We start from the raw sequence: 22,914 nt of genomic DNA, 5'->3' as shown, positions 1-22,914 counted from the left end.
CTAATCTTTTTTTATTTAGCGATATGACAATTCCGGCATATCCCGATTTTTCGCATCATTCCACTTTTTTGGCCGGTTATAAAATAGCGGAACTTGTTATATTAAAATGGTATTTTTATCAGTTTTCCGGCTCTGTATCCCCATTTCTGCCGCTGGTTCAAGCCACTTGCATCTCATTTATGATTCTCGGAAACACCCCTGTAAGAAATAGCCTATTAAAATTTAAGGTAATGTTAAGGATAAGATTATTTCCCGATAATGTTCACTCACTATAATGGAGAATAGTGAAGGAGTGACTCGTATGCGGGCGGTATGTCTGAATGAATTTATCAGTCTTTTTAAAAGCATCAAGTCGATTATTGTCATTATTATTATGTTTTGGGTGAGCTATAAGACTGCAGGATTGATCGAACAGGCGCCTGCGGACTTCGTGCGCGAATTGGATTTAGGAAGCGATGCAAACGCAATCGGAACGGCGGTTATTGTTTTTGCTCTCGGTTTCCTGTTTATCGCTGGACTTTCCCATGACATGATCAACCGCGAAGTCCATGCCCGGACGGTCAGATTTCTTGTGACGAAAACCTCGCGGATCAAGATCATTCTGGGAAAGTTTTTTGGCGTCTGGCTGTTTTGGTTTTTCTGCATGCTCGTTTCGTACACCTTGGTGATGATCGCCTCAAAAGAGTTTTTATGGATGAGTTATGCAGACAGCATGGCGTTTCTTACAGCTGCAATCTCTTTGAACCTTTTATTTTCCATCGTGATTTCAAGGCCCGCCATGTCCATGTTTTTCGGAATCGTGTTTGCGCTCGTCTTTCCCGCGGTCAGCTTATGGACTGTTTATTCAGAGAACGGCATGATCACCTGGTTTAAATATTTAACACCGTACTATTACTCCGTACTGGGCGGTTCTTTTGTTTTCATCAACTTTGTCTACGCGGCCATCGTTCTTTGCGGTGCGATCGTTTTGTTTAAAAGGAGAGATTTATAATGGATGTGGTGATCGAGGCAAAAGGGCTGATGAAAAGCTACGGGGCTAAAACCGTCGTCAATCATGTCGACCTCCAAGTCGAAAAAGGAGAGATTTACGGTTTCCTCGGCCGTAACGGTGCGGGGAAATCTACGTTCATGAATATGATCACAGGCATTATCGAGCCGACAGCCGGCAGTTTTCTGCTGTTAAATGATGCTTCGATTGAAAACGTCAAGCATCGCATCGGCGTTTTACCCGATTATTTGACCCTCTATGATTCAATGACAGCAGTCGGGCATTTGAAGTATTTTGCAAAGCTGAACGGACAAGCCGTATCGACTGAGCGGTGCGAAGAAGTCTTAGAGAGAGTTGGGTTCACTGAGCATGCTGAAAAAAAATCGGGCGCCTATTCATTCGGTATGAAAAAAAAGCTCGGCATCGCCCAGGCGATCATCCACGACCCCGAGCTCATCTTTTTGGATGAACCGACATCAGGTGTCGATGCCGAATCGACCCTGCACATTCAAAAGCTGATTATGGATTTGCAAAAAGAAGGTAAGACGGTATTTATGACATCACACAACCTGCATGAGATAGAGAAAATCTGTACGCGAATCGCCATCATGAAAAACGGCCGCATTTTAATAGAAGGCACGCTCGATGAATTAAGGAGGCATTTCATGTCGAACATAAGCGTTCACATTCGCCATTCGACTATTCCCGATCAGCATTTCGGCCTGATCGACCGTTTTCTTGAGTCAGCTGGTGAAAACGTTCAATTCAATCACCATGAGATTTCGATCACCGTCAATTCAGAAGAAAAAATTCCCGCCATTGTCAGAGTATTAACGAACTGCAAAGTGGGAATCTACAGAATTCACGTCGATGAACCGTCGCTTGAAGACATCTTTTTGGACAGCTCTGAGGAACGCGTTGTTTCTTGACAGAAAGAATTTGATAGGAATGAACCCGGATCTGTTCGGGCATCATGCCTTTAGTCTTGCAGATGCGAATGGCGTCAATGGATAGATCTATTAAATGCCCGAACAAAAAAACGCCTTTGAATAAAGGCGTTTCAGCGTGTCGACAAACCCTCGCATTCGTTGTCAGGCCTGCGCGTCGGTGCTCACGAATTCCAACATTCGCTGCGCTCCGATGCTCGGCCTTCCTAGACTGCAAGGGTTTTCAATCACGCTGAAAGGATGACAAAATCCCAAAACAAAAAGCCGCTTTGGGATTTTGTCAACAATCTGAAAACGCCTTTGAATAAAGGCGTTTTCCATAAGGGGTGCTCGGTTTCTAGTATTTCCCCAAAATCGACATGTCGCCGGTCGTTTCTTCATCAATGACATTTCCGTCTTGGTCCATCTTGACGAAATACCTGCCTCCGTTTGTTACGTTTTTGTACTCGGTTTCCGATGTACCGTCATCGTTTTGTGTGAATTCAAATTGAACATCAGCGATAAGAGTGTTGCTGTTGAGGTCGACATAGTAGGAATGGAAGCTGACATGGCTCCAGTCGTCTTTTTCGGCGGGGATGTCTGATATGACGCCGACTTTTTCAGCGGGATCATTGACAATCACGCCGTAATCCTTCTGCAAATTGCCGGTTTCAATATCAGCGTCGTTTAAAATCTCTTTCATCTGGCTAAATTCAGCATCTGTAGGTGTTGTATATCTGTCTTCAGGAATGTTTTTCGCAAAGCTTACGGACGATGAACCAAAGACGAGCGTCAATACGGACAAGATCACCATAAACGAAAGTTTTTTCACGTTCTCTTCCTCCTTTAGCTGATGTGATGATTCGGTTCACACTCTATCATCGTTAAAATATTTTGTAAAGTTTGAATAATATTTCAATTTAACTATTTTTTTCGGGGGAAATTCGCCGATTTTTATATTTCCCTCTTCTGGGGAATGCTCCATCATCATGAAAGTTGTGCATATCTTCCCTTGTATTTTCCAATGGGAAAGGCGATTTTCCTTGAAAAAAGAGAAAAATTTTAATTTTTATTTTTTGGCAGTGGATTTGATGTTGACAAAGTCAAGATCGGCACGTATATTATATGAATATATTTCAGGCAGAAGAAAACACAATGAACGGGAGCAGTAAAAGATCGGCATTGGCAAAGAGAGCTGCGGGTAGGTGCGACGCAGACCAATGAACCTTTGAACTCGCCCGGGAGTGGACTGGCTAAAGGACGGACATCAATTCCTGAGGACATTACGATTAACCTTCGTTAACAGGTTTGCACAGTATGGCTGTGCATCGCAAAGCTGGATTCTTGGCATAGAATCAAAAAGAGTGGTACCGCGGTAAGCTTCAAAGCTCATCGTCTCTTTATCTTCAAATCGAAGAGGGAGACGGTGAGCTTTTTTCATTTTACTAGAGGAAGTGAACATAGATGGAGAAAGACATGCAGAAGCTCGAGCGCACAATGACATCGCGGCATATTATGATGATGGCATTGGGCGGAGCCATTGGAGCAGGATTATTTAAAGGAAGCAGCAAAGCGATCGATTTGGCGGGGCCTTCGGTCATGATCGCCTACTTGATCGGCGGCGTGATTTTGCTGTTTATCATGCAGGGGCTTGCCGAGATGGCTGTCCGAAACAGTGAAGCCAGAACATTCAGGGATCTCGTTCAATCAATATTAGGGCCGTATGCCGCTTATTTTTTAGACTGGATATACTGGAAAATGTGGGTTCTCAATATTGCGGCAGAGGCTGTTGTCGCCGCGATATTTTTGCAGTACTGGCTGCCGGGGCTGCCGATCTGGGTGCTGGCGCTGTTCGTTTCACTCGTCATTACGAGCGTGAATTTGCTTTCTGTCAAAAGCTTTGCCGAGACGGAATACTGGCTTGCCCTTATTAAAATCACAGTGATTGTCGTCTTTATTATATCCGGATTTATCTTGTTATTTTTCTCTTTTGGACAACACTCAGCTGTTGGTTTTACTCATTTGACAGACCATGGCGGCTTCTTCCCGAATGGCGCCGGAGGGCTGATTACAGCCATGCTAGTTGTGATCTATTCCTACGGCGGAACCGAAATTATCGGGGTGACACTGGCGGAAACCAAAAACCCTGAGAAGGTCGTGCCTAAAGCTGTGCGTGGAACGTTGACGCGCATTATTGCTTTTTATCTTCTGCCGTTTTTCGTGATCGTCAGCTTGATTCCATGGAATCAAGTCAACGGTGTGTCGGAGAGTCCTTTTGTTATGGTCTTTAAGATGATCGGCATTCCCGGAGCCGATCATTTGATGAATGCGGTCATTTTACTGGCGGTCATTTCTTCGATGAACTCAGGGCTTTACGGCGCCTCCCGAATATTGTATACACAGGCGTCAGACGGAAGAATGCCGAAAATCTTTTCGAGACTTTCCGTGAGAAAAGTGCCGGTTTATTCGATTCTATTGTGTACTTCTTTCTTATACTTGGGCGTATTGTTTTCACTGTTTGCCGGCAGCCAAACGTTTGAATATTTGATGGGGTCTCTCGGCTATACCGTCCTTGTGATCTGGATGCTGATTGCCGCTGCCCATTTAAAATCGAGGAAACGGAATCAAACAGCGGGGAACGGCTACTATGTCAAATGGTTCCCTTATACGACTTGGCTGGCAGTCATTTCACTGACAGCGATACTGATCGGTGTCATCCTGACCACATCGATTGTCATTACATTGGTGACGGCGGGAATCTATCTGCTCATTAGCGCTGCTTATTTCTTTAAAGGAAGGAACCAGACAGCCGGCCAAACGTCCGCTTCTTAAAAAAAGGCTTGCCTCCGCAGGGAGGCAAGCTTTTAACACATTAGTTCGATTTTTTTCGAACTAATTTCTTTTATTCACCTGAACGATTATGTTATCGTCTAATTACATGACCACTACACTTCAGGAAGAAGGAAAGACAATGTCAAAACAGCATTTCAAAAATACGAAGTATTCCGTATTAAATCTGTCTCCTATCGTACAAGGCGGAGATGCGGGACAATCTTTTAAACAATCTATGGATTTGGCGCAGCATGCCGAAAGATGGGGATACCACAGGTTCTGGCTGGCTGAACACCATAGTATCGAAGGCGTTGCGAGCTCGGCTACCTCTGTTTTGATCGGTTATATCGCCGGGGGCACCAAGAAGATGCGCATCGGTTCGGGAGGGATTATGCTGCCGAACCATTCCCCGCTCGTTATCGCCGAACAGTTCGGAACGCTTGAATCCCTTTATCCAGGCAGAATCGATTTAGGACTGGGGCGCGCTCCGGGTACGGATCAATTAACCGCCCGCGCATTAAGAAGAAATATAAGCAGCGGGGAGGATTTTCCCGAGCAGCTTGAAGAACTCCGCCAGTATTTTAAGCCGTCCGGCAATGTAAGAAATCACGTGCGCGCCATACCGGGCGAAGGGCTTGATGTGCCGATTTGGCTTCTCGGTTCAAGCGGATTCAGCGCCCGGCTTGCCGGGGAACTCGGTTTGCCGTTTGCATTTGCGGCTCATTTTTCGCCGGCCAATACGCTGCCTGCTTTGGAACTGTACCGCAGTTCGTTTAAGCCGGGCGTCTTGGAGGAGCCTTATGCGATGGTCGGGGTGACCGTGATCGCAGCCGATACGGACGCGCAAGCGCAGCGCCTTGCAACTTCGCACTATCAGAAGTTTTTGGATCTTGTCCGCGGCGCCCCGACTCAGCTTAAGCCGCCTGTAGATGATATGGATCAGATTTGGACGCCGCGTGAAAAAGCGATGGTGAATGAGCAGCTCAGCTCAACGATCATCGGCGGGCCGGACACTGTGAAAGAAAAGCTTGAAGAATTCATCCGTACGACTCAGGCGGACGAGATCATGATCAATTCAGAAACGTTTGACCATGCTGATAGACTTCGCTCGTTTGAAATCATTGCAGATGTCTGGAAAAATGGATAAACGGCAAAAAAGCAACGGAACGGAAAAACCGCCCGTTGCTTTTTTTTGAGTACGTACTTTAGCAATATATTTATTTTTGAAAATAGACGAAGATGAGGGACGGTACCATACCGTACGCGAGCATCGACCACCATCCGGTATTACACCCCATTCAAACGTCCCAGAACGTTGGACAGCCAGATTCATTTTGAATATTTCAGGTCCGTAATACGCAATGGCATTCATAGTTTTTTTTCATTGAGGCACGTTTTCATGAAATATGTATAGTATAGAAATCAACAGGGACAATAATTAATACAGATGTGTGAACATTCGCGCGAATGTTGTCGAAGAATTGATTCTTAACAGTTGAATAAACATTTTAACCCTGTTACAATAAGGAATGTAAGCAGGAGCAATTTTTTTTGGCTGAGGTGGGACGTTTTCAGTCACTACGGGACATTATTTGTCCAGGACGAGATGAAAGGAACGTTTTGGCATGAATCAACTAATACAGGCTCAAAAAAAATTATTGCCGGATCTTCTCGATGTCATGCAGAAAAGGTACAAAATTTTGCAGTACATAAGGCTGACTGAACCGATCGGCAGAAGAAGCCTTGCCGCCAGTCTCGGCATCAGCGAGCGGATTTTAAGGGCGGAGGTTCAGTTTTTAAAAGAACAAAATCTACTAGAGATTAAAACAACCGGCATGATATTGACACTTGAAGGATCCAACCTGCTGAAAGTTCTCGAAGATACGATGAAGGATGTTTTAGGTTTAACCCATTTGGAAAATACATTAAAAGAGAGGTTGAACCTCGACGAAGTCATCATTGTATCGGGAGACAGCGACCAGTCCCCATGGGTCAAAAAAGAGATGGGGAGAGCGGCCGTCGCATGCATGAAAAACAGGTTTACGGGGGAAAATATCGTCGCCGTAACCGGAGGTACGACGCTTGAGGCCGTGGCAGAAATGATGACGCCTGACTCGAAAAACCGCAAGCTGCTTTTTGTTCCGGCAAGAGGCGGGCTCGGCGAAAACGTCAGGAATCAGGCCAATACGATTTGCGCCCATATGGCTGAAAAAGCTTCCGGTACATACAGACTGTTATTTGTGCCGGGTGAGCTGAGCAAAGAAGCATATTCTTCTATCATTGAAGAGCCTTCTATTAAAGAAGTGCTTCAGACAATTCAATCGTCCAGTATGGTGATCCATGGAATCGGGGATGCTAAAACAATGGCAGAACGAAGAAATACACCGAAGGAAGATTTGAAGAAAATAGAAGAAAATGAGGCGGTTGCAGAAGCGTTCGGCTACTATTTCGACCGCCACGGAGAAGTCATTCACAAAGTGCACAGCGTTGGCATCCAGCTCGAAGATCTTGATTCAATCCCGAACATCATTGCGGTGGCGGGAGGCTCGTCAAAAGCGGACGCGATAGAGGCGTACTTCAAAAAGCCGCGCAACACGGTTTTGATCACTGATGAAGGAGCCGCGAAACAGTTATTAAGGGAAGCTTCTTCCCTCAATATAAATTAAATATCTCTTATTTACTTAAAGGAGGAAATCATCATGGCAGTAAAAGTCGGTATTAATGGTTTTGGTCGTATTGGACGCAATGTATTCCGCGCAGCATTAAATAATCCTGAAGTTGAGGTTGTAGCAGTTAACGATTTGACAGACGCTAACATGCTTGCTCACCTATTACAATATGATTCAGTACACGGAAAATTGGACGCAGAGGTTTCTGTTGACGGAAACAACCTAGTTGTTAACGGTCAAACAATCCAAGTTACAGCAGAGCGCGATCCTTCTAAACTTAGCTGGGGCAAACAAGGCGTTGAAATCGTAGTTGAATCTACTGGTTTCTTCACAAAACGCGCAGACGCGGCGAAACATTTGGAAGCCGGCGCGAAAAAAGTTATCATCTCAGCTCCTGCGAGTGAAGAAGATATTACAATCGTTATGGGTGTTAACGAAGATAAATACGATGCGGCTAACCACGATGTAATCTCTAACGCATCTTGCACAACAAACTGCCTTGCGCCGTTTGCAAAAGTTCTGAACGACAAATTCGGCATCAAACGCGGTATGATGACAACTGTTCACTCTTACACAAACGATCAGCAAATCCTGGATCTTCCGCACAAAGACTACCGTCGTGCGCGTGCGGCAGCTGAAAGCATCATTCCTACAACAACTGGTGCAGCGAAAGCCGTTTCTCTTGTACTTCCTGAATTGAAAGGAAAACTGAACGGCGGAGCAATGCGTGTTCCAACACCAAACGTATCACTTGTTGACCTGGTTGCTGAACTTGACAAAGAAGTAACAGCAGAAGAAGTAAACGCAGCGTTTAAAGAAGCAGCAGAAGGCGAACTTCAAGGCGTTCTTGGCTACAGCGAAGAGCCGCTTGTTTCTAAAGACTACAACGGCAATGCAAACTCTTCTACAATCGATGCTCTTTCTACAATGGTTATGGAAGGCAGCATGGTTAAAGTTATTTCTTGGTATGACAACGAAAGCGGATATTCTCACCGTGTAGTTGACCTTGCCGCTTACATCGCAAAACAAGGTCTTTAATCCGGAAACCAGAATCAGACTTGGTTCTTGATGAGAGAAGCGCTATAATGAAAGCGGACAAGGGAAGGGGACACACACTCCCTTTCCCTTTTTCCATATCGGCGCCAATTAAGCCGCCCGGGGATTTCCGTTTTCAGGCTTGTAAAACATTAAAAGGAGGATCTCCTAAAAGCCATGAACAAAAAATCAGTAAAAGACATTGATGTAAAAGGCCGTGTTGTTTTCTGCCGTGTTGACTTTAACGTTCCGATGAAGGACGGAAAAGTGACGGATGATACGAGAATCCGCGCCGCACTTCCGACGATTCAATACTTAACAGAGCAGGGAGCGAAAGTTCTTCTTGCAAGCCACTTGGGCCGTCCGAAAGGCCAGGTTTCAGAAGAGCTTCGCTTAACGCCGGTAGCCGCACGCCTCGGCGAACTGATCGGCAAAGAAGTGAAAAAAGCGGATGAAGCTTACGGCGACGCCGTAAAAGCGCAAATTTCCGAAATGAAAGACGGAGATATTCTCGTATTGGAAAATGTCCGCTTCTATCCGGGAGAAGAAAAGAATGATCCTGAGCTGTCTAAAGCGTTTGCCGACCTGGCTGACGTTTATGTCAATGACGCATTCGGAGCGGCTCACCGTGCCCATGCTTCAACAGCAGGTATCGCTGAACACCTTCCGGCTGTTGCAGGCTTCCTCATGGAAAAAGAGCTTGAAGTGCTGGGCAAAGCACTGTCTAACCCTGAACGTCCGTTTACAGCGATCATCGGCGGCGCAAAAGTAAAAGACAAAATCGGCGTGATCGAAAGTCTTCTTGAGAAAGTAGACAACCTGATCATCGGCGGCGGTCTTGCTTACACGTTCGTTAAAGCGCTGGGCCATGAAGTAGGAAAATCCCTGCTTGAAGAAGATAAAATTGAATTGGCTAAATCTTTCATGGACCGCGCCAAAGAAAAAGGCGTGAACTTCTACATGCCTACAGACGTGCTTGTTGCTGACGATTTCTCAAACGACGCCAACACGAAAGTCGTGCCGGTCAGCGAAATCCCTAGCGACTGGGAAGCCCTTGACATCGGGGAGGAAACAAGAAAAACATATGCTGACGTCATTAAAAACAGCAAGCTTGTTGTTTGGAACGGACCGATGGGTGTATTCGAACTCGATGCGTTCGCTAAAGGAACAAAAGCTGTCGCTGAAGCTTTAGCAGAGGCAAAAGATACATACTCTGTCATCGGCGGCGGAGACTCTGCAGCTGCTGTAGAAAAGTTCGGCCTTGCTGACAAAATGAGCCACATTTCAACAGGCGGCGGAGCTTCCCTTGAGTTTATGGAAGGAAAAGAACTTCCTGGCGTCAAAGCATTGAACGACAAGTAAGCAAAATATACAGCATAAGGAGTGGAGCACATGAGAAAACCAATAATAGCCGGTAACTGGAAGATGAATAAAGTGCTTTCAGAAGCTGTCAGCTTCGTTGAAGAAGTGAAATCTTCCATTCCCGCAGCAGATAAAGCAGAAGCTGTTGTCTGTGCGCCTGCACTGTTCCTTGAAAAGCTTGCATCAGCTGTTAAAGGTACAGATCTGAAAGTCGGCGCGCAAAACATGCACTTTGAAGAAAGCGGTGCTTTCACGGGTGAAATCAGCCCTGCGGCTTTGAAAGACCTCGGAGTTGAATACTGCGTCATCGGCCACTCCGAGCGCCGCGAAATGTTTGCTGAAACGGATGAAACGGTCAACAAAAAAGCGCATGCTGCATTCAAATATGGCATCGTGCCGATCATCTGCGTAGGTGAAACGCTTGAAGAGCGCGAAGCAAACAAAACAAACGAGCTTGTTGCAGACCAAGTGAAAAAAGCACTTGCAGGTTTAACAACTGAACAGGTAGCTGCTTCCGTGATCGCTTATGAGCCGATCTGGGCGATTGGAACCGGCAAATCTTCAACTGCACAAGATGCAAACGAAGTATGCGCGCACATCCGCAAAACCGTTGCATCAGAATTCGGACAAGCTGCAGCAGACAGCGTCCGCATTCAGTACGGCGGAAGCGTAAAACCTGCGAACATTAAAGAATATATGGCCGAATCCGATATCGACGGCGCTCTTGTCGGCGGAGCAAGCCTTGAGCCGCAGTCTTTCGTGCAATTACTGGAGGCAGGTCAATATGAGTAATAAATTGGCCGCACTCATCATTTTGGATGGGTTTGGACTAAGGGACGAAACAGTCGGAAACGCCGTAGCCCAAGCGAAGAAACCGAACTTTGACCGCTATTGGAACAAGTATCCGCATCAGACGCTGACAGCTTCAGGCGAAGCGGTCGGACTTCCCGAAGGACAAATGGGAAACTCTGAAGTCGGCCACTTGAACATTGGCGCCGGACGGATCGTCTATCAAAGCCTGACGCGCGTCAACGTCGCAATCCGTGAAGGCGAATTTGAGCGGAACGAAACGTTTTTAGACGCGATGAAACACGTCAAAGAAAAAGGCACAAACCTCCACTTGTTCGGACTGCTGTCTGACGGCGGAGTACACAGCCACATTCAACATTTGTACGCACTCTTGAAGCTTGCGAAAAAAGAAGGCGTTGAAAACGTCTATATTCACGGCTTCCTTGACGGCCGCGATGTAGGCCCGCAAACAGCTGAGAAGTACATCAAAGAGCTTCAGGAGCAAATCGAAGAAATCGGCGTTGGCGAGATCGCAACATTGTCAGGCCGCTATTATTCAATGGACCGAGACAAGCGCTGGGACCGCGTCGAAAAAGCGTACCGCGCCATGGCATACGGAGAAGGACCGAAATATGAAAATCCGCTCGATGTCGTGAAAGATTCTTATGAAAACGGAATTTACGATGAATTCGTCATTCCTTCCGTCATCACGAAAGAAAACGGCGAGCCTGTTGCGACAATCAAGGACAACGATGCGGTCATTTTCTACAACTTCAGACCTGACCGGGCGATCCAGATTTCCAACACGTTCACCAATGATGACTTCCGCGATTTCGACCGCGGAGACAAGCATCCGAAAAACCTTCATTTCGTCTGCTTGACACATTTCAGTGAAACGGTTGACGGATACGTGGCATTCAAACCGGTCAATCTCGACAACACAGTCGGCGAAGTTTTATCCCAAAACGGGTTGAAGCAGCTGCGCATCGCTGAAACTGAAAAATATCCGCACGTTACGTTCTTTATGAGCGGCGGACGCGAAGAGAAATTCCCGGGCGAAGAGCGAATCTTAATCGACTCGCCTAAAGTTGCAACATACGACTTGAAACCTGAAATGAGCGCATATGAAGTAAAGGATGCGCTTGTCAAAGAAATTGAGGCTGAAAACCATAACGCGATCATCCTCAACTTTGCCAACCCTGACATGGTCGGACATTCAGGAAAAGTCGAGCCGACGGTCAAAGCAATCGAAGCGGTTGACGAGTGCCTCGGCGAAGTCGTTGATGCGATTCTTGCAAAAGGCGGCCACGCGATTATTACGGCCGACCACGGTAACGCAGACGTGCTGATTACTGAAGAAGGCAAGCCGCACACCGCACATACGACAAATCCGGTTCCTGTCATCGTCACAAAAGAAGGCGTGACATTAAGAGAAGGCGGAATCCTCGGGGATCTGGCGCCAACTCTTTTAGACTTGCTGGGTGTTGAAAAACCGAAAGAAATGACAGGATCGTCATTAATTCAAAAATAAGCTTTAAAGGAGAGAAACAAACATGCCATACATTGTTGATGTTTATGCACGTGAAGTATTAGACTCCCGCGGTAACCCGACGGTTGAAGTTGAAGTATACACTGAATCAGGAGCTTTTGGACGCGCGCTTGTTCCAAGCGGAGCTTCCACTGGTGAATACGAAGCTGTTGAGCTTCGCGACGGCGACAAAGACCGCTACCTTGGAAAAGGCGTTTTAACAGCCGTTAACAACGTAAACGAAATCATCGCACCTGAGCTTATCGGCTTTGATGTGACAGAGCAAGTATCAATCGACAAATTGCTGATCGAACTTGACGGAACTGAAAATAAAGGCAAGCTCGGCGCCAACGCCATCCTTGGCGTATCAATGGCCGTTGCCCGCGCAGCTGCGGATTTCTTACAGATTCCTCTATACCAATACCTTGGAGGATTCAACTCTAAAACGCTCCCAGTACCGATGATGAACATCGTAAACGGCGGAGAGCATGCGGACAACAACGTTGACATTCAAGAATTCATGATCATGCCTGTCGGTGCGGAAAACTTCCGCGAAGCACTTCGCATGGGAGCACAAATTTTCCACAGCTTGAAATCAGTTCTTTCTGCTAAAGGAATGAACACTGCTGTAGGTGATGAAGGCGGATTCGCTCCAAACCTTGGTTCTAACGAAGAAGCGCTTCAAACAATCGTTGAAGCGATTGAAAAAGCCGGCTTCAAACCTGGCGAAGAAGTGAAATTGGCTATGGATGCTGCATCTTCTGAGTTCTACAACAAAGAAGACGGCAAATACCATCTGTCCGGCGAAGGCGTTGTGAAAACATCTGCTGAAATGGTTGACTGGTACGAAGAAATGGTTTCTAAATACCCAATCATCTCTATCGAAGACGGACTTGACGAAAACGACTGGGAAGGCCACAAACTTCTGACTGAGCGTCTTGGCTCAAAAGTTCAGCTTGTCGGTGATGACCTTTTCGTTACAAACACGAAAAAACTTGCTGAAGGCATCAAAAACGGCGTCGGCAACTCTATCCTGATCAAAGTAAACCAAATCGGTACATTGACTGAAACATTCGATGCGATCGAAATGGCGAAACGCGCAGGCTACACTGCTGTTATCTCTCACCGTTCTGGTGAAACTGAAGACAGCACAATCGCTGACATCGCTGTGGCAACAAACGCAGGACAAATCAAAACAGGTGCTCCGTCCCGTACGGACCGTGTTGCGAAATACAACCAGCTTCTTCGCATCGAAGATCAGTTGGCTGAAACTGCTCAATACCACGGTATTCAATCTTTCTACAACTTGAATAAGTAAGCATAAAAAAAAAGCTTGGCTGCTGATGCGGCCAAGCTCTTTTTTGTGTGAAAGCTAAATTTTTTCTTTACCCTGACAAGAGCTGTCAGGGTTTTTGACTATAATAGGCTGTATCAATTGAGATTGGAGTGTTATGGATGCAGTCGAAAACAGTTTATCTTTATGCATTTCCTACAATGTCGGATTGGGAATATGGATATTTAATGGCCGAACTGAACTCGGGAAGATATTTCAAAAAAGATGCAGCACCTTTAAAAGTCATGACAATAGGAGTGACTAAAGAAATGGTGACGACGATGGGAGGGCTGCGCATCAAACCGGATATCTCCCTTGATGAGTGGACGCTTGAGAATACGGATCTCATCATTTTACCCGGAGGGAATACTTGGGGAGAAAAGATTCATCAGCCGATCCTGAAAAAGGCCGGCGAAGCTTTAAAGCTTGGCGCGATGGTTGCCGCAATTTGCGGTGCAACTGCGGGACTGGCGAATAGCGGATATCTGAATTCAAGAAAGCATACAAGCAATGACTTGGCATATATGAAAATGGTCTGTCCTCATTATAAAGGAGAACCATTTTATGAGATGGGACCAGCGGTATCTGATGAGAATCTGGTTACTGCATCAGGAATGGCTCCTCTTGAATTCGCGAGGGAAGTGCTGAAAAAATTAGACGTGTTTGCACCGGATACATTGGATTCATGGTATCAGCTCAATAAGACCGGCCAACCTGAATATTTCTTCACGTTAATGAACTCGATCAATAAGTAGCTCAAAGACCATGAGGAGAACGATGCTTTAGACGCTGGAGGAGCATTTTTTTCGGTGGAAAAGCAAATTTCATGAGGGAAAAGGGTTTTTTATTTTATTTAACACTCTGTTTGGTATGGTATAATCTACCTCGTATAAAAAGCTTTGCTCACTCAAGGGAAGTCTTGCTCATCCCCTTCTGAAAGGGGGTGATAAAAGTGACAGCTTATGAAACAATCTCTTTAATGATTGCTTTTGGCATGCTGATTGCCATGTTGTCAAAGAACACAGAAAAATAGACCGCCCCTTGAGCCTGGAAAGTGATAGGGACTGGTCTATTTTAGATCAATCTGAGCAAGCCCCTTCGAAGGGCCGGCTTTTTGTACAAGCCGAAGTGTTGGAGCACTTCGCTTCTTAGTATATACAACATGCTTTTTGAGATTACATCTATATCATAAGGAATTTTCATTAATTTGTAAATGGTGATAGCAAATTGTTGTTTTTATGAATCGGAAAGGTATTTTCTGCCCCATTTTGTCTAGCACTGTTTACAACCTTGGGCTCCAACAACCCTTCAGCCTAAGAAAAAGCCCACCCGTTATCACAGACTTTTCACAGGTTTCAGAAGCCAGGCGGGAAGAAAACCGCTAATGCCAATGATCAAAAAACCAATGATCGACAGCAGTGCAATCGCAATGGAAGAGAGCGTTTGCTGAAGGCTGTAAGCCGCGCAGGAAAGCAGCACACCCAATCCTAAGGTGATGAGGAAGACCTTTTGATTCGTGAAAAACAACGTTTCAGATCTTTTGAATTTGATATAAATTAAAGGAAGACCCGTATAGCCTCCTATGATAAGTGTGAACAGCATCGCTAAAATAAACTGAGGTATAGCTGAAACATTGACTCCGAACATTTCTCCAAATGAAACCGACCAGCTGCTTAACATCACAAATCCTAAAAGATAGAGAATGGATAAAGCCAAATTTTTCATTTAAATCCCTCCACTTGAAAATATACACTATAAGTATTCAGAAGTAAAAGCGGAATAATTATCTTAGTGTTTGAACTAAAAAACTATTGTTTTATTAAGAAAAAATAGTTGAATGGAGTTTCATGGTATTAAAAGAATTTTTGGGAGAATATGCTATAATTAACTTATACATTTAAGGAGCTGTTTAATTTGAAACATTATAAAGGGGATGGCGCGGTATTTCTTGTAATCGGTTTTTGTTTAGGGCTTTTCCTTGGAGTCGTTTTTAATATTTTATCGTATGGTCTTTCTATAGGAATAATGCTTGGATCGTTAATAGATCTTTCTTTTTATATTCGATACAAAAAGATAAACAATAAATAGAGTGATCTTTTAATTAAACATCTATGCCACGTACAGGATTCTAACTATTTGGCTGTCAAGATGAGAGTACTGTTAAATGTTCTATTTGGTTATTTTTTTGACAAAGCATAAAAAATAAATCATACATACTACATTCAATGGACTTAAATGTGTTGGACATTATGTATCACTTTATGATTTTTTTACTTATCTTCAAAATAAAAATAACACCCTTGCGTCTTTTAAGCGAGGGTGTTATTTAATTGCTCTACATTTTAAACTGAGAAATCTTTTCTTGAAGGTCCTACGCTATAACCGCCAGGTCTTCTGATGCTTTGGCGATTTCTGCCGTAATCGATGACTGCTCCTCTGTTAAAGCGGATGAATTGTTTACGTTTTCGCTTGTGTTCACTGAATAATCGTGCACTTGTTTGACGATATCGCGCATTTGTTTTGTATGTTCTTCAACAGCTTGGATATCATCTTTGATAAGCTGAATATTTGCTGTCACATCATGGATAGATTGATGGATGCTTGTAAAGGACTGCCCCGTTTGTTTGACTTTTTCGATGCCTGTATGTGCAGCTTGCTGGCTGTCTTTCATCGATTCGACTGAATGGGTTATCCCGTCTTGTATTGAGTGGATGGTAGCTGAAATATCAGTCGAAGCATTTTTTGTTTCCTCGGCAAGCTTGCGGACTTCCTCAGCCACGACGGCGAACCCTTTTCCTGATTCACCAGCTCTCGCCGCTTCCACTGGATAATCCCACCTGTATAACAGCTTAAAAACGGTCTTCAGCATCATCCAAAGCAGATTTATAGGAATTTCATATTGACTTTGGGTTGTTTCATTATATAATCTAATTGATAATGAAAATCATTTGAGAAAAGGGGATACAGCATATCATGAAACGTTTTAAATGGTTTGCGCTGTTCGCTGCGCTTTTCCTTATATTAGCCGCCTGTGGAAATCAAGATAAAGAACAAGCTGCGGAGAAGAACGACAGCAAAGATTCCTATACTGTAAAGCACGCAATGGGAACAGCGACAATTGACGGCACTCCGAAAAAAGTCGTTGTGCTGACGAATGAAGCGACAGAAGCAGTGCTCGCCCTGGGTGTTAAACCTGTCGGCGCCGTTCAATCCTGGCTGGGAGATCCATGGTATGATCATATTAAAGATAAAATGAAAGGCGTAGAGAACGTCGGAACGGAAGCTGCGCCGAATATTGAAAAAATCGCGAGCCTGAACCCTGACCTCATCATCGGCAACAAAATCCGCCAAGAAGAAGTATACGACAAGCTGAAAGCCATCGCGCCGACCGTATTTGCCGAGACATTGTCAGGGGAATGGAAAGACAACTTTAAGCTGACAGCCGAGGCGCTCAATAAAAAAGCAGAAGGCGAAAAAGTCATCGCTGACTTTGACAAGCGTGTTGAAGACATTCATGAAAAGCTCGGCGATAAAGTGAAGCAAAAAGTCTCTCTCGTCCGCTTTACAGATGCCGATACCCGCATCTATCACAAGGGATCGTTTGCCGGAACGGTTTTGGATCAGCTCGGTTTTGCAAGGCCTAAAGGCCAGGAAGCCAACGATCTCGGACAAATGGAAGTGACAAAGGAGCAAATTCCTGATATGGATGGAGACGTGCTTTTTTATTACACGTATGAGACAGGCAATGACAAAGCAAGCGCCATTGAGAAAGACTATGTCAACGATCCGCTCTTTAAAAATTTAAGCGTCTCCAAAAAAGGAAACGTCCATAAAGTGAGCGATGCCGTCTGGAATACAGCCGGGGGCGTCCTTGCAGCGAATCTGATGCTTGATGATATCGAAAAATACTTTTTAAAATAATGAAAAAAAAGTCAAACGGATCAGCGCATTCGTTTGGCTTTTTTTGATGCTGCCTTAAGATTAACTCCCTTCTTACGATAAATATAGTATAAAATGACTAAAGAGGTTTAAGTTTGATAGGAGGAAAGTCATGAATTTTTGCAAGGAATGTGGAAGGGAACGAACAAAAAATGCGCTGTATTGCAAGCATTGCGGCGCGCGGGTGGACGAGGAACGAGCTTCCGATCCGGCGGCAGGGTATCAGCGTGCGATGACACGAAAAAGAATCATCATCATGGCAGCAATCGCGGCCTGCTTGATTTTATTGTTTGCCGGCTATAAAACCGGTGAAGCACTCACTTCAAAGGAAAAACTGATTTCCGATTTTGAAGCTGCCCTCGATCAGAAAGATGCCAAGAAAGCAGCAAAACTGCTTCAATCATCAGACGTGGATCTGGCTGTCACGGAGAAAAACGTCAAGCCGCTCCTCGATTATTTGAAAGAACATCCGGATGAAGAAAAAGAGCTGATCTCATCCTTAAAGAGCGGTGCCGGCCATCCATTGATGACGATCGAAAAAAAGGGCAGACGTTTTTGGATCTATGACCACTATGTCTTGAACACGGTGCCTGTCTATTTAACGGTTAAGACAAACTATAAAGATACCGGCCTGTTTGTTAACGGTGAGAAGGTCATCACAACAGAAAAAGAAAACTTCGAGAAAAAAATCGGCCCGTTTGTTCCCGGTATTTACGAGGTGAAGGCAAAGCTGAAAAGCGGAATCGCCGACCTTGAAAAAGCGGAAAAGGTCACTGCCCTCCAAGGTGATGTGAAGGTTAATGCGGACCTTGACGGGCACATGGCAAAGCTCGTCTTTGGAGAAGGCTATGAAAACTTGAAAGGAACGCTCTGGATCAATGATCAGGAGATGAAGATCAACCCGTTCAAAGGAACTGAATTCGGACCCGTGCTGACTGACGGTTCAATGACTGCTGCGGTTGAGGCGCAATTTCCGTGGGGGAAGCTGAAAAGCGAAAAAGCGCCGATTGAAAGCGGGGAAATCGAAGTCAATCTTGCTTCAGACAAGGAATTTATGGATGAGATGATGACCACGGTCGTCAGTCATACAAAAGAAGCAGCAAAGGCCTTTGCAAGCGGCGATGTCAGCGGCATGACACTGGCCGCGACGTCTTATCAAACTAGCCTGAAAGAGGTCACGGACGGGCTGAAAAGCAGCAGCACCTACTATAAAGGCACCTACTTATCTACCGTATTTGATCTTGATTCGTTTCGGCTGTACAAAGAAGACGGGCAATGGAAAACAGAGGTTAAAGGGATTGAAAAGCATAAATCGGCTTATTATGACGACTACAGTGCCCCTGAACTGGAAGAAAACGATAACGGCTATACGTACACACTGGTCTATTCAGAAAGCAAGAAAAAGTGGTTCGTCGAAAAAAGCGATCCTGAAGCCGTTATCAATATCGAACATCAAAAAGAAATCAAAAATGACAATCCGAAGGAATACACATCGGCATGGGCTTCGGCAAAAGGAGCTGTGAACAATGCATCAGCAGATGAAGAGCTCACTGATCAAAAGGTTGCTTCCGCCATTGAAACGTATTTATACGGTCTTCAAGGCGCCATCAACACAAACAATTTCGGCCTTGTCCGCGACAGCTTGAAAGAAGGAAGTCCGCTGTACAACGATCAAAAGAAACTTGTCACTAAACTGTACAACAGCGGGACGCAGGAAGAAGTTGCAGATTTCAGCGTAAACAGCTGGAAGCAAAACGGGCGGGAGGCAACGATTAAGACAACGGAGAAAATCAATATCATTAAAGGCGGAAAAAAACAGTTAAAAACGTACCATTGGACATATCATGCTTCCATCGAGAACGGACAATTGCTCTTGACGTCAATAGAATAAAAAAAAGCCTTTTTCCTTTGAGGAAAAAGGCTTTTTACTTCACTAAAACAGCCGCCCTAATATAGAGCCTCCGATCCTTCCGAAATATTCAAGAAACAAATCTCCCATGATCCGCACAGACATAAATGTCAGCAAATAGACGATCAGCGTCGCGTAAATCGTATCAACAGCGCCTGCCGCTTTTTCGTGGTAGCTCAAGATGACAGCCGGCGGAATTAAAAAGGCGATACCGCAAAGGGCAAAGAAAAGAATGTATACAAACAAACCCGTTTGCATGAATGATAAGAGCAATGCGGCGAGCAGAAGTGCGACGAAAGGAACAAGCACCGTTCCAAACCGTCCGAGCACTTCCTTAAATGTCGCTTGCACACCTCGAATGCGCACACCTGCGTATGTAAAAACAAATAATAAGAAAATATAAATAGCAAAGGTAAAAGCGGGCTTGACGACGATATCAAAAAATGTCGGCATTGCGTAGGATCGGCCGAATAATCCGGAATAGTCCCCCAGAGAGTCAAAAAAGCCTTTGAGGCCGAAGTAAAACATCAGCGGCACTGTAAGCGCAAAGATCACCATTGTGATGATGCTGTTGAGGACGTGCTGTTCCCCCGCGTTTTTCATTTCGGTATACGGTCGTTTCAATACCTTTAAACAAAAGGAAAAATACATGGAAGACGCTTGTTTCGCCGCCTCCGTGTACCTCGCTGCCTGCGGCGTTTCAGCGGGAGCCTTGCTGTCAGCACTGCCGCCTGCCAAGCTTGCCCCGCACTGCTCACAAAATTTTCCGCCATCTGTTTGATGGCCGCACTTTGAACATGTCATAAAAATAAAATCTCCTTTGAAATAGTTATTTTATCCTATAAAAAATTATTATAAAGGAAAGTGCCGCAAGATGACATTGTTTTTTGAAAGTTTAAGCGGCCAACGTCGGAGGTAAAAATCGATTACCCATATTTTTTTACGAAGAAAGGAGTGGTAAACCGTGTTTGCTTTTATCATCCATGTTTTTGTATCATTGTTCGCCGTCACAAATCCGATAGGCAATGTGCCGATCTTTTTGGCGCTCACAGAAGGCTATGAAGCAAAAGAACGCACCGCATTGGCGAGAAAGGCAGCAATTTTATCGTTTCTGATTCTGATCGCGTTTCTCATATTCGGAGAGTTCATCTTCAGGCTTTTTGACATCAACATCCATGCGTTGCGAGTTGCCGGCGGTATTTTTATTTTCGGAATTGCCTACAATCTGCTGAATGCGAAGCAGTCTCATGTTCAGTCGCTCCATCATGATGAGCACCGCGAGAGCAAGGAAAAAGAGGATATCTCGGTGACGCCGCTCAGCATTCCGATCATTTCGGGGCCCGGAACGATTGCAACGGTGATGAGCCTTTCGGCCGGCAGCCGCAGCCTGGTTCATTTTGGCGGTATGATCATCGGCATCGCCGCCGTCCTCCTGCTGACGTTTGCGGCTTTTCATTATTCGACGCTGATCAGCAACAAATTGGGGCAGACGGAAATGAATGTGATCACCCGGCTGATGGGTTTGATTTTGGCGGTCGTGGCGGTCGGCATGATCGGCACGGGCTTAAAAGGGATGTTTCCGGTTTTGTCGGGATGATTGGAGAAAAAGCAAAAAAAGCTGCTTTATTCTTTGCAGCTTTTTTTCAATTTATGAAGGTTTCGGCACATGCTTGAAGATTTCTTCGCTTTCTAAAAACGCGATCAGATTGTCAAGCCACTCGCAGTAATCGATCCATTGTTTTGTTTCTGCCAGCAGCTCGTTGATTTTAGCTTCGGTTTCGGGTGAAAGGCCTTCTTCCTCAAGGGCTTCCAACAGCTCTTTTCTGATTTTCTTCCCGATCATCCTGTTCTTTTTGACGACTTTGCTCCAGTTGGCCGTAAACAATGAAATAAACGTTTGGTAATAATCTTGTTCGACATCGTACAAATCTTTGCGGACGCCTTTTTCAAAAACTTTTTCGGCTATATTTAAATCGAGCATTTCGCGGACGACCTGGCTCATTCTCGTTTTGCTCATGCCCGTTTCTTCTGACAGTTCATTTAAAGTCATCGGCTTTCTGTTCATATAGATAATCCCGAGCACGCGGCCGACAGTTGATGATATACCGTACGTATTCATGTTTTCCGCGATTTTTTCTATGAAATGTTCTTCCGCTTGTTTAATCGCCTTTAAAGCGTTTTCCTCCAAAGCACATCATCCCTTCGGGCAGCCAATTTTATTGTCAATATATCATAATTTTGCTAGCGGTTGAAAACACTAAAACGGCAGGAAAATAAAGAAATCGGCCGTAATTTTAAGAATAACCAGCAGATTGATGCCGTTAACATATATTTTTATGTCTTATATATATAATTTAAACACTTTGTAAACTTTTTATTTTACAAAGTGTATTTTATAATAAATGAGATGTTGAAATTTTTAAAAAACAGATGGAGGTGTGCGTTTTGCTGAAGCTAGAAAATGTATCGAAGGTTTATAAAGGCGGAAAAAAAGCGGTCAAGAACATTGATCTTGATATAGCAAAAGGTGAATTTATCGTCTTTATCGGACCGAGCGGCTGCGGGAAGACAACGACGATGAAAATGATCAACCGTTTAATTGAACCGACTTCAGGAAGCATTTACATCGACGGAGAAAACATAATGGATCAGGACCCGGTGGAGCTGCGCCGGAAAATCGGCTATGTCATTCAGCAAATCGGACTCTTTCCCCATATGACGATTCAGCAGAATATCACGCTTGTTCCAAGGCTTTTGAAATGGCCGGAAGAAAAACGGAAGAAGCGGGCGGAGGAACTGCTTCAGCTCGTTGATATGGGGCCGGAATATTTGAACCGCTATCCTCATGAACTAAGCGGCGGACAGCAGCAGAGAATCGGCGTGCTGCGGGCGCTTGCGGCAGAGCCGCCCCTCATTTTAATGGATGAACCGTTCGGAGCGCTGGACCCGATCACCCGTGATTCGCTTCAGGAAGAGTTCAAAAAGCTGCAGAAATCGCTGGACAAAACGATTGTCTTTGTGACCCACGATATGGATGAAGCGATCAAGCTTGCCGACAGAATTGTGATTCTTCGTGCCGGCGAGATTGTTCAAGTCGGAACGCCTGACGACATTTTGCGGAATCCGGCGGATGAATTCGTTGAGGAGTTCATCGGAAAAGAACGGCTTCTTCAGTCCCGTCCTGACATCGAGCATGTCGAACAAGTGATGAATCCGAATCCGGTCACGATTACGAGTGAAAAAAACCTGACTGAAGCGATTCAAGTGATGAGGGAGCGCCGCGTCGATTCACTGCTTGTTGTGGACGAACGCAATGTCTTAAAAGGATATATCGATGTTGAAATCATCGATCAATACCGGAAAAAAGCCGTCACGGTCGGAGAGGTTGTCAATGAGAATGTCTACTCCGTTCAAAAAGGCACGCTCATCAGAGATACCGTCCGAAAAATTTTGAAAAGAGGATTCAAATATGTTCCCGTTCTTGATGAAGAAGGGCGCCTTGTCGGAATTGTCACAAGGGCAAACCTTGTCGACATCGTGTACGACTCGATTTGGGGAGATGAAGAAACCCTTGTCCAACGTTAAATGTAGGGAGGTGTATCAA

20 protein-coding genes, 2 pseudogenes and 1 other annotated feature are annotated in these 22,914 nt (G+C 45.0%); of the genes and pseudogenes, 16 read left to right on the top strand and 6 right to left on the bottom strand.

The window, feature by feature from the left end:
• The first annotated feature begins 301 nt into the window (after positions 1-301).
• Together M1D59_RS18655 and M1D59_RS18650 are read left to right on the top strand one after the other, a co-directional pair.
• The gene (locus M1D59_RS18655) at positions 302-991 is read left to right on the top strand and encodes an ABC transporter permease subunit (RefSeq protein WP_020453011.1); all 690 of its coding nucleotides are present in this window, start codon (positions 302-304) and stop codon (positions 989-991) included.
• Entirely contained in the window at positions 991-1,917 is a 927-nt protein-coding gene (locus tag M1D59_RS18650; RefSeq protein ID WP_458117585.1) for an ABC transporter ATP-binding protein, read from the top strand. The genes M1D59_RS18655 and M1D59_RS18650 overlap by 1 nt, the downstream gene beginning before the upstream one ends.
• 355 nt (positions 1,918-2,272) lie before the next feature.
• Here the strand turns inward: M1D59_RS18650 and M1D59_RS18645 are convergent, their stop codons facing one another.
• Positions 2,273-2,746 (bottom strand): hypothetical protein, encoded by a 474-nt coding sequence (locus M1D59_RS18645; RefSeq protein ID WP_025810743.1) that lies wholly within the window; start codon positions 2,744-2,746, stop codon positions 2,273-2,275.
• Between the two features lie 314 nt (positions 2,747-3,060).
• Positions 3,061-3,317: a binding site (T-box leader), on the top strand.
• 61 nt (positions 3,318-3,378) lie between these two features.
• Here M1D59_RS18645 and M1D59_RS18640 point away from each other — a divergent pair.
• Both M1D59_RS18640 and M1D59_RS18635 read left to right on the top strand, forming a co-directional pair.
• On the top strand, positions 3,379-4,746 hold the full coding sequence (locus tag M1D59_RS18640; RefSeq protein WP_458117584.1) for an amino acid permease: 1,368 nt from the start codon (positions 3,379-3,381) through the stop codon (positions 4,744-4,746).
• A 139-nt stretch (positions 4,747-4,885) separates the two neighbouring features.
• Positions 4,886-5,893, top strand: a complete 1,008-nt coding sequence (locus M1D59_RS18635; protein WP_458117583.1) for an LLM class flavin-dependent oxidoreductase — start codon at positions 4,886-4,888, stop codon at positions 5,891-5,893.
• Between the two features lie 88 nt (positions 5,894-5,981).
• Here M1D59_RS18635 and M1D59_RS18630 read toward each other — a convergent pair.
• Positions 5,982-6,079, bottom strand: a pseudogene (locus tag M1D59_RS18630) (hypothetical protein); the annotation flags it as partial.
• A 292-nt stretch (positions 6,080-6,371) separates the two neighbouring features.
• Between M1D59_RS18630 and M1D59_RS18625 the strand changes: the two are divergent.
• The 8 genes from M1D59_RS18625 (at position 6,372) to M1D59_RS18590 (ending at position 14,495) form a co-directional block, all read left to right on the top strand.
• Positions 6,372-7,412: a sugar-binding transcriptional regulator gene (locus M1D59_RS18625; RefSeq protein WP_020453006.1), complete on the top strand. Its 1,041-nt coding sequence runs from the start codon at positions 6,372-6,374 to the stop codon at positions 7,410-7,412.
• Positions 7,413-7,445: 33 nt separating this feature from the next.
• Positions 7,446-8,453 (top strand): type I glyceraldehyde-3-phosphate dehydrogenase, encoded by a 1,008-nt coding sequence (gene gap, locus M1D59_RS18620; RefSeq protein WP_020453005.1) that lies wholly within the window; start codon positions 7,446-7,448, stop codon positions 8,451-8,453.
• Between the two features lie 174 nt (positions 8,454-8,627).
• A complete protein-coding gene (locus M1D59_RS18615; protein ID WP_020453004.1) occupies positions 8,628-9,812 on the top strand; it encodes a phosphoglycerate kinase in 1,185 nt (394 codons plus the stop codon).
• 30 nt (positions 9,813-9,842) lie between these two features.
• Positions 9,843-10,604 carry a triose-phosphate isomerase gene (gene tpiA / locus M1D59_RS18610; RefSeq protein ID WP_020453003.1) on the top strand — a complete coding sequence of 254 codons (762 nt, stop codon included), beginning with the start codon at positions 9,843-9,845 and terminating at the stop codon, positions 10,602-10,604.
• Positions 10,597-12,132, top strand: a complete 1,536-nt coding sequence (gene gpmI, locus M1D59_RS18605) for a 2,3-bisphosphoglycerate-independent phosphoglycerate mutase (RefSeq protein WP_020453002.1) — start codon at positions 10,597-10,599, stop codon at positions 12,130-12,132. The genes tpiA and gpmI overlap by 8 nt, the downstream gene beginning before the upstream one ends.
• Before the next feature lie 22 nt (positions 12,133-12,154).
• The gene (gene eno, locus M1D59_RS18600) at positions 12,155-13,447 is read left to right on the top strand and encodes a phosphopyruvate hydratase (RefSeq protein WP_020453001.1); all 1,293 of its coding nucleotides are present in this window, start codon (positions 12,155-12,157) and stop codon (positions 13,445-13,447) included.
• Between the two features lie 137 nt (positions 13,448-13,584).
• Complete coding sequence (locus M1D59_RS18595; RefSeq protein WP_411239290.1) at positions 13,585-14,217, top strand: type 1 glutamine amidotransferase family protein; 633 nt, start codon at positions 13,585-13,587, stop codon at positions 14,215-14,217.
• Between the two features lie 188 nt (positions 14,218-14,405).
• Positions 14,406-14,495: a putative holin-like toxin gene (locus M1D59_RS18590; RefSeq protein WP_219191931.1), complete on the top strand. Its 90-nt coding sequence runs from the start codon at positions 14,406-14,408 to the stop codon at positions 14,493-14,495.
• 302 nt (positions 14,496-14,797) lie between these two features.
• Here M1D59_RS18590 and M1D59_RS18585 read toward each other — a convergent pair whose 3' ends face one another.
• Together M1D59_RS18585 and M1D59_RS18580 are read right to left on the bottom strand one after the other, a co-directional pair.
• A complete protein-coding gene (locus tag M1D59_RS18585; RefSeq protein WP_101561450.1) occupies positions 14,798-15,187 on the bottom strand; it encodes a hypothetical protein in 390 nt (129 codons plus the stop codon).
• A gap of 646 nt (positions 15,188-15,833) precedes the next feature.
• Positions 15,834-16,286, bottom strand: a pseudogene (locus M1D59_RS18580) (methyl-accepting chemotaxis protein); the annotation flags it as partial.
• A gap of 149 nt (positions 16,287-16,435) precedes the next feature.
• Here M1D59_RS18580 and M1D59_RS18575 point away from each other — a divergent pair.
• Together M1D59_RS18575 and M1D59_RS18570 are read left to right on the top strand one after the other, a co-directional pair.
• Entirely contained in the window at positions 16,436-17,383 is a 948-nt protein-coding gene (locus M1D59_RS18575) for an ABC transporter substrate-binding protein (protein ID WP_458117582.1), read from the top strand.
• A gap of 130 nt (positions 17,384-17,513) precedes the next feature.
• Positions 17,514-19,292: a zinc ribbon domain-containing protein gene (locus M1D59_RS18570; RefSeq protein WP_216919480.1), complete on the top strand. Its 1,779-nt coding sequence runs from the start codon at positions 17,514-17,516 to the stop codon at positions 19,290-19,292.
• A gap of 42 nt (positions 19,293-19,334) precedes the next feature.
• Here M1D59_RS18570 and M1D59_RS18565 read toward each other — a convergent pair whose 3' ends face one another.
• Positions 19,335-20,114 (bottom strand): zinc ribbon domain-containing protein, encoded by a 780-nt coding sequence (locus M1D59_RS18565; protein ID WP_026580124.1) that lies wholly within the window; start codon positions 20,112-20,114, stop codon positions 19,335-19,337.
• Positions 20,115-20,274: 160 nt separating this feature from the next.
• Here M1D59_RS18565 and M1D59_RS18560 point away from each other — a divergent pair, with 160 nt between their 5' ends.
• Complete coding sequence (locus M1D59_RS18560) at positions 20,275-20,907, top strand: NAAT family transporter (RefSeq protein ID WP_020452994.1); 633 nt, start codon at positions 20,275-20,277, stop codon at positions 20,905-20,907.
• 51 nt (positions 20,908-20,958) lie between these two features.
• Here M1D59_RS18560 and M1D59_RS18555 read toward each other — a convergent pair whose 3' ends face one another.
• On the bottom strand, positions 20,959-21,498 hold the full coding sequence (locus M1D59_RS18555) for a GbsR/MarR family transcriptional regulator (RefSeq protein WP_020452993.1): 540 nt from the start codon (positions 21,496-21,498) through the stop codon (positions 20,959-20,961).
• A 257-nt stretch (positions 21,499-21,755) separates the two neighbouring features.
• Between M1D59_RS18555 and M1D59_RS18550 the strand changes: the two genes are divergently transcribed.
• Positions 21,756-22,895: a betaine/proline/choline family ABC transporter ATP-binding protein gene (locus M1D59_RS18550; protein WP_020452992.1), complete on the top strand. Its 1,140-nt coding sequence runs from the start codon at positions 21,756-21,758 to the stop codon at positions 22,893-22,895.
• The last annotated feature ends 19 nt before the right edge of the window (positions 22,896-22,914 follow it).

The organism is Bacillus sp. PK6-026 (assembly GCF_054161455.1).
The sequence above is the reverse complement of the archived record's forward strand: the minus strand, read 5'-3'. Positions and strand labels throughout refer to the sequence as shown.

What these genes read in the sequence shown, in the direction of transcription:
- M1D59_RS18655 (WP_020453011.1), top strand. Translation starts at nt 302, where the DNA reads ATGCGGGCGGTATGTCTGAATGAATTTATCAGTCTTTTTAAAAGCATC.
- M1D59_RS18650 (WP_458117585.1), top strand. Translation starts at nt 991, where the DNA reads ATGGATGTGGTGATCGAGGCAAAAGGGCTGATGAAAAGCTACGGGGCT.
- M1D59_RS18640 (WP_458117584.1), top strand. Translation starts at nt 3,379, where the DNA reads ATGGAGAAAGACATGCAGAAGCTCGAGCGCACAATGACATCGCGGCAT.
- M1D59_RS18635 (WP_458117583.1), top strand. Translation starts at nt 4,886, where the DNA reads ATGTCAAAACAGCATTTCAAAAATACGAAGTATTCCGTATTAAATCTG.
- M1D59_RS18625 (WP_020453006.1), top strand. Translation starts at nt 6,372, where the DNA reads ATGAATCAACTAATACAGGCTCAAAAAAAATTATTGCCGGATCTTCTC.
- gap (WP_020453005.1), top strand. Translation starts at nt 7,446, where the DNA reads ATGGCAGTAAAAGTCGGTATTAATGGTTTTGGTCGTATTGGACGCAAT.
- M1D59_RS18615 (WP_020453004.1), top strand. Translation starts at nt 8,628, where the DNA reads ATGAACAAAAAATCAGTAAAAGACATTGATGTAAAAGGCCGTGTTGTT.
- tpiA (WP_020453003.1), top strand. Translation starts at nt 9,843, where the DNA reads ATGAGAAAACCAATAATAGCCGGTAACTGGAAGATGAATAAAGTGCTT.
- gpmI (WP_020453002.1), top strand. Translation starts at nt 10,597, where the DNA reads ATGAGTAATAAATTGGCCGCACTCATCATTTTGGATGGGTTTGGACTA.
- eno (WP_020453001.1), top strand. Translation starts at nt 12,155, where the DNA reads ATGCCATACATTGTTGATGTTTATGCACGTGAAGTATTAGACTCCCGC.
- M1D59_RS18595 (WP_411239290.1), top strand. Translation starts at nt 13,585, where the DNA reads ATGCAGTCGAAAACAGTTTATCTTTATGCATTTCCTACAATGTCGGAT.
- M1D59_RS18585 (WP_101561450.1), bottom strand. Translation starts at nt 15,187, where the DNA reads ATGAAAAATTTGGCTTTATCCATTCTCTATCTTTTAGGATTTGTGATG.
- M1D59_RS18575 (WP_458117582.1), top strand. Translation starts at nt 16,436, where the DNA reads ATGAAACGTTTTAAATGGTTTGCGCTGTTCGCTGCGCTTTTCCTTATA.
- M1D59_RS18570 (WP_216919480.1), top strand. Translation starts at nt 17,514, where the DNA reads ATGAATTTTTGCAAGGAATGTGGAAGGGAACGAACAAAAAATGCGCTG.
- M1D59_RS18565 (WP_026580124.1), bottom strand. Translation starts at nt 20,114, where the DNA reads ATGACATGTTCAAAGTGCGGCCATCAAACAGATGGCGGAAAATTTTGT.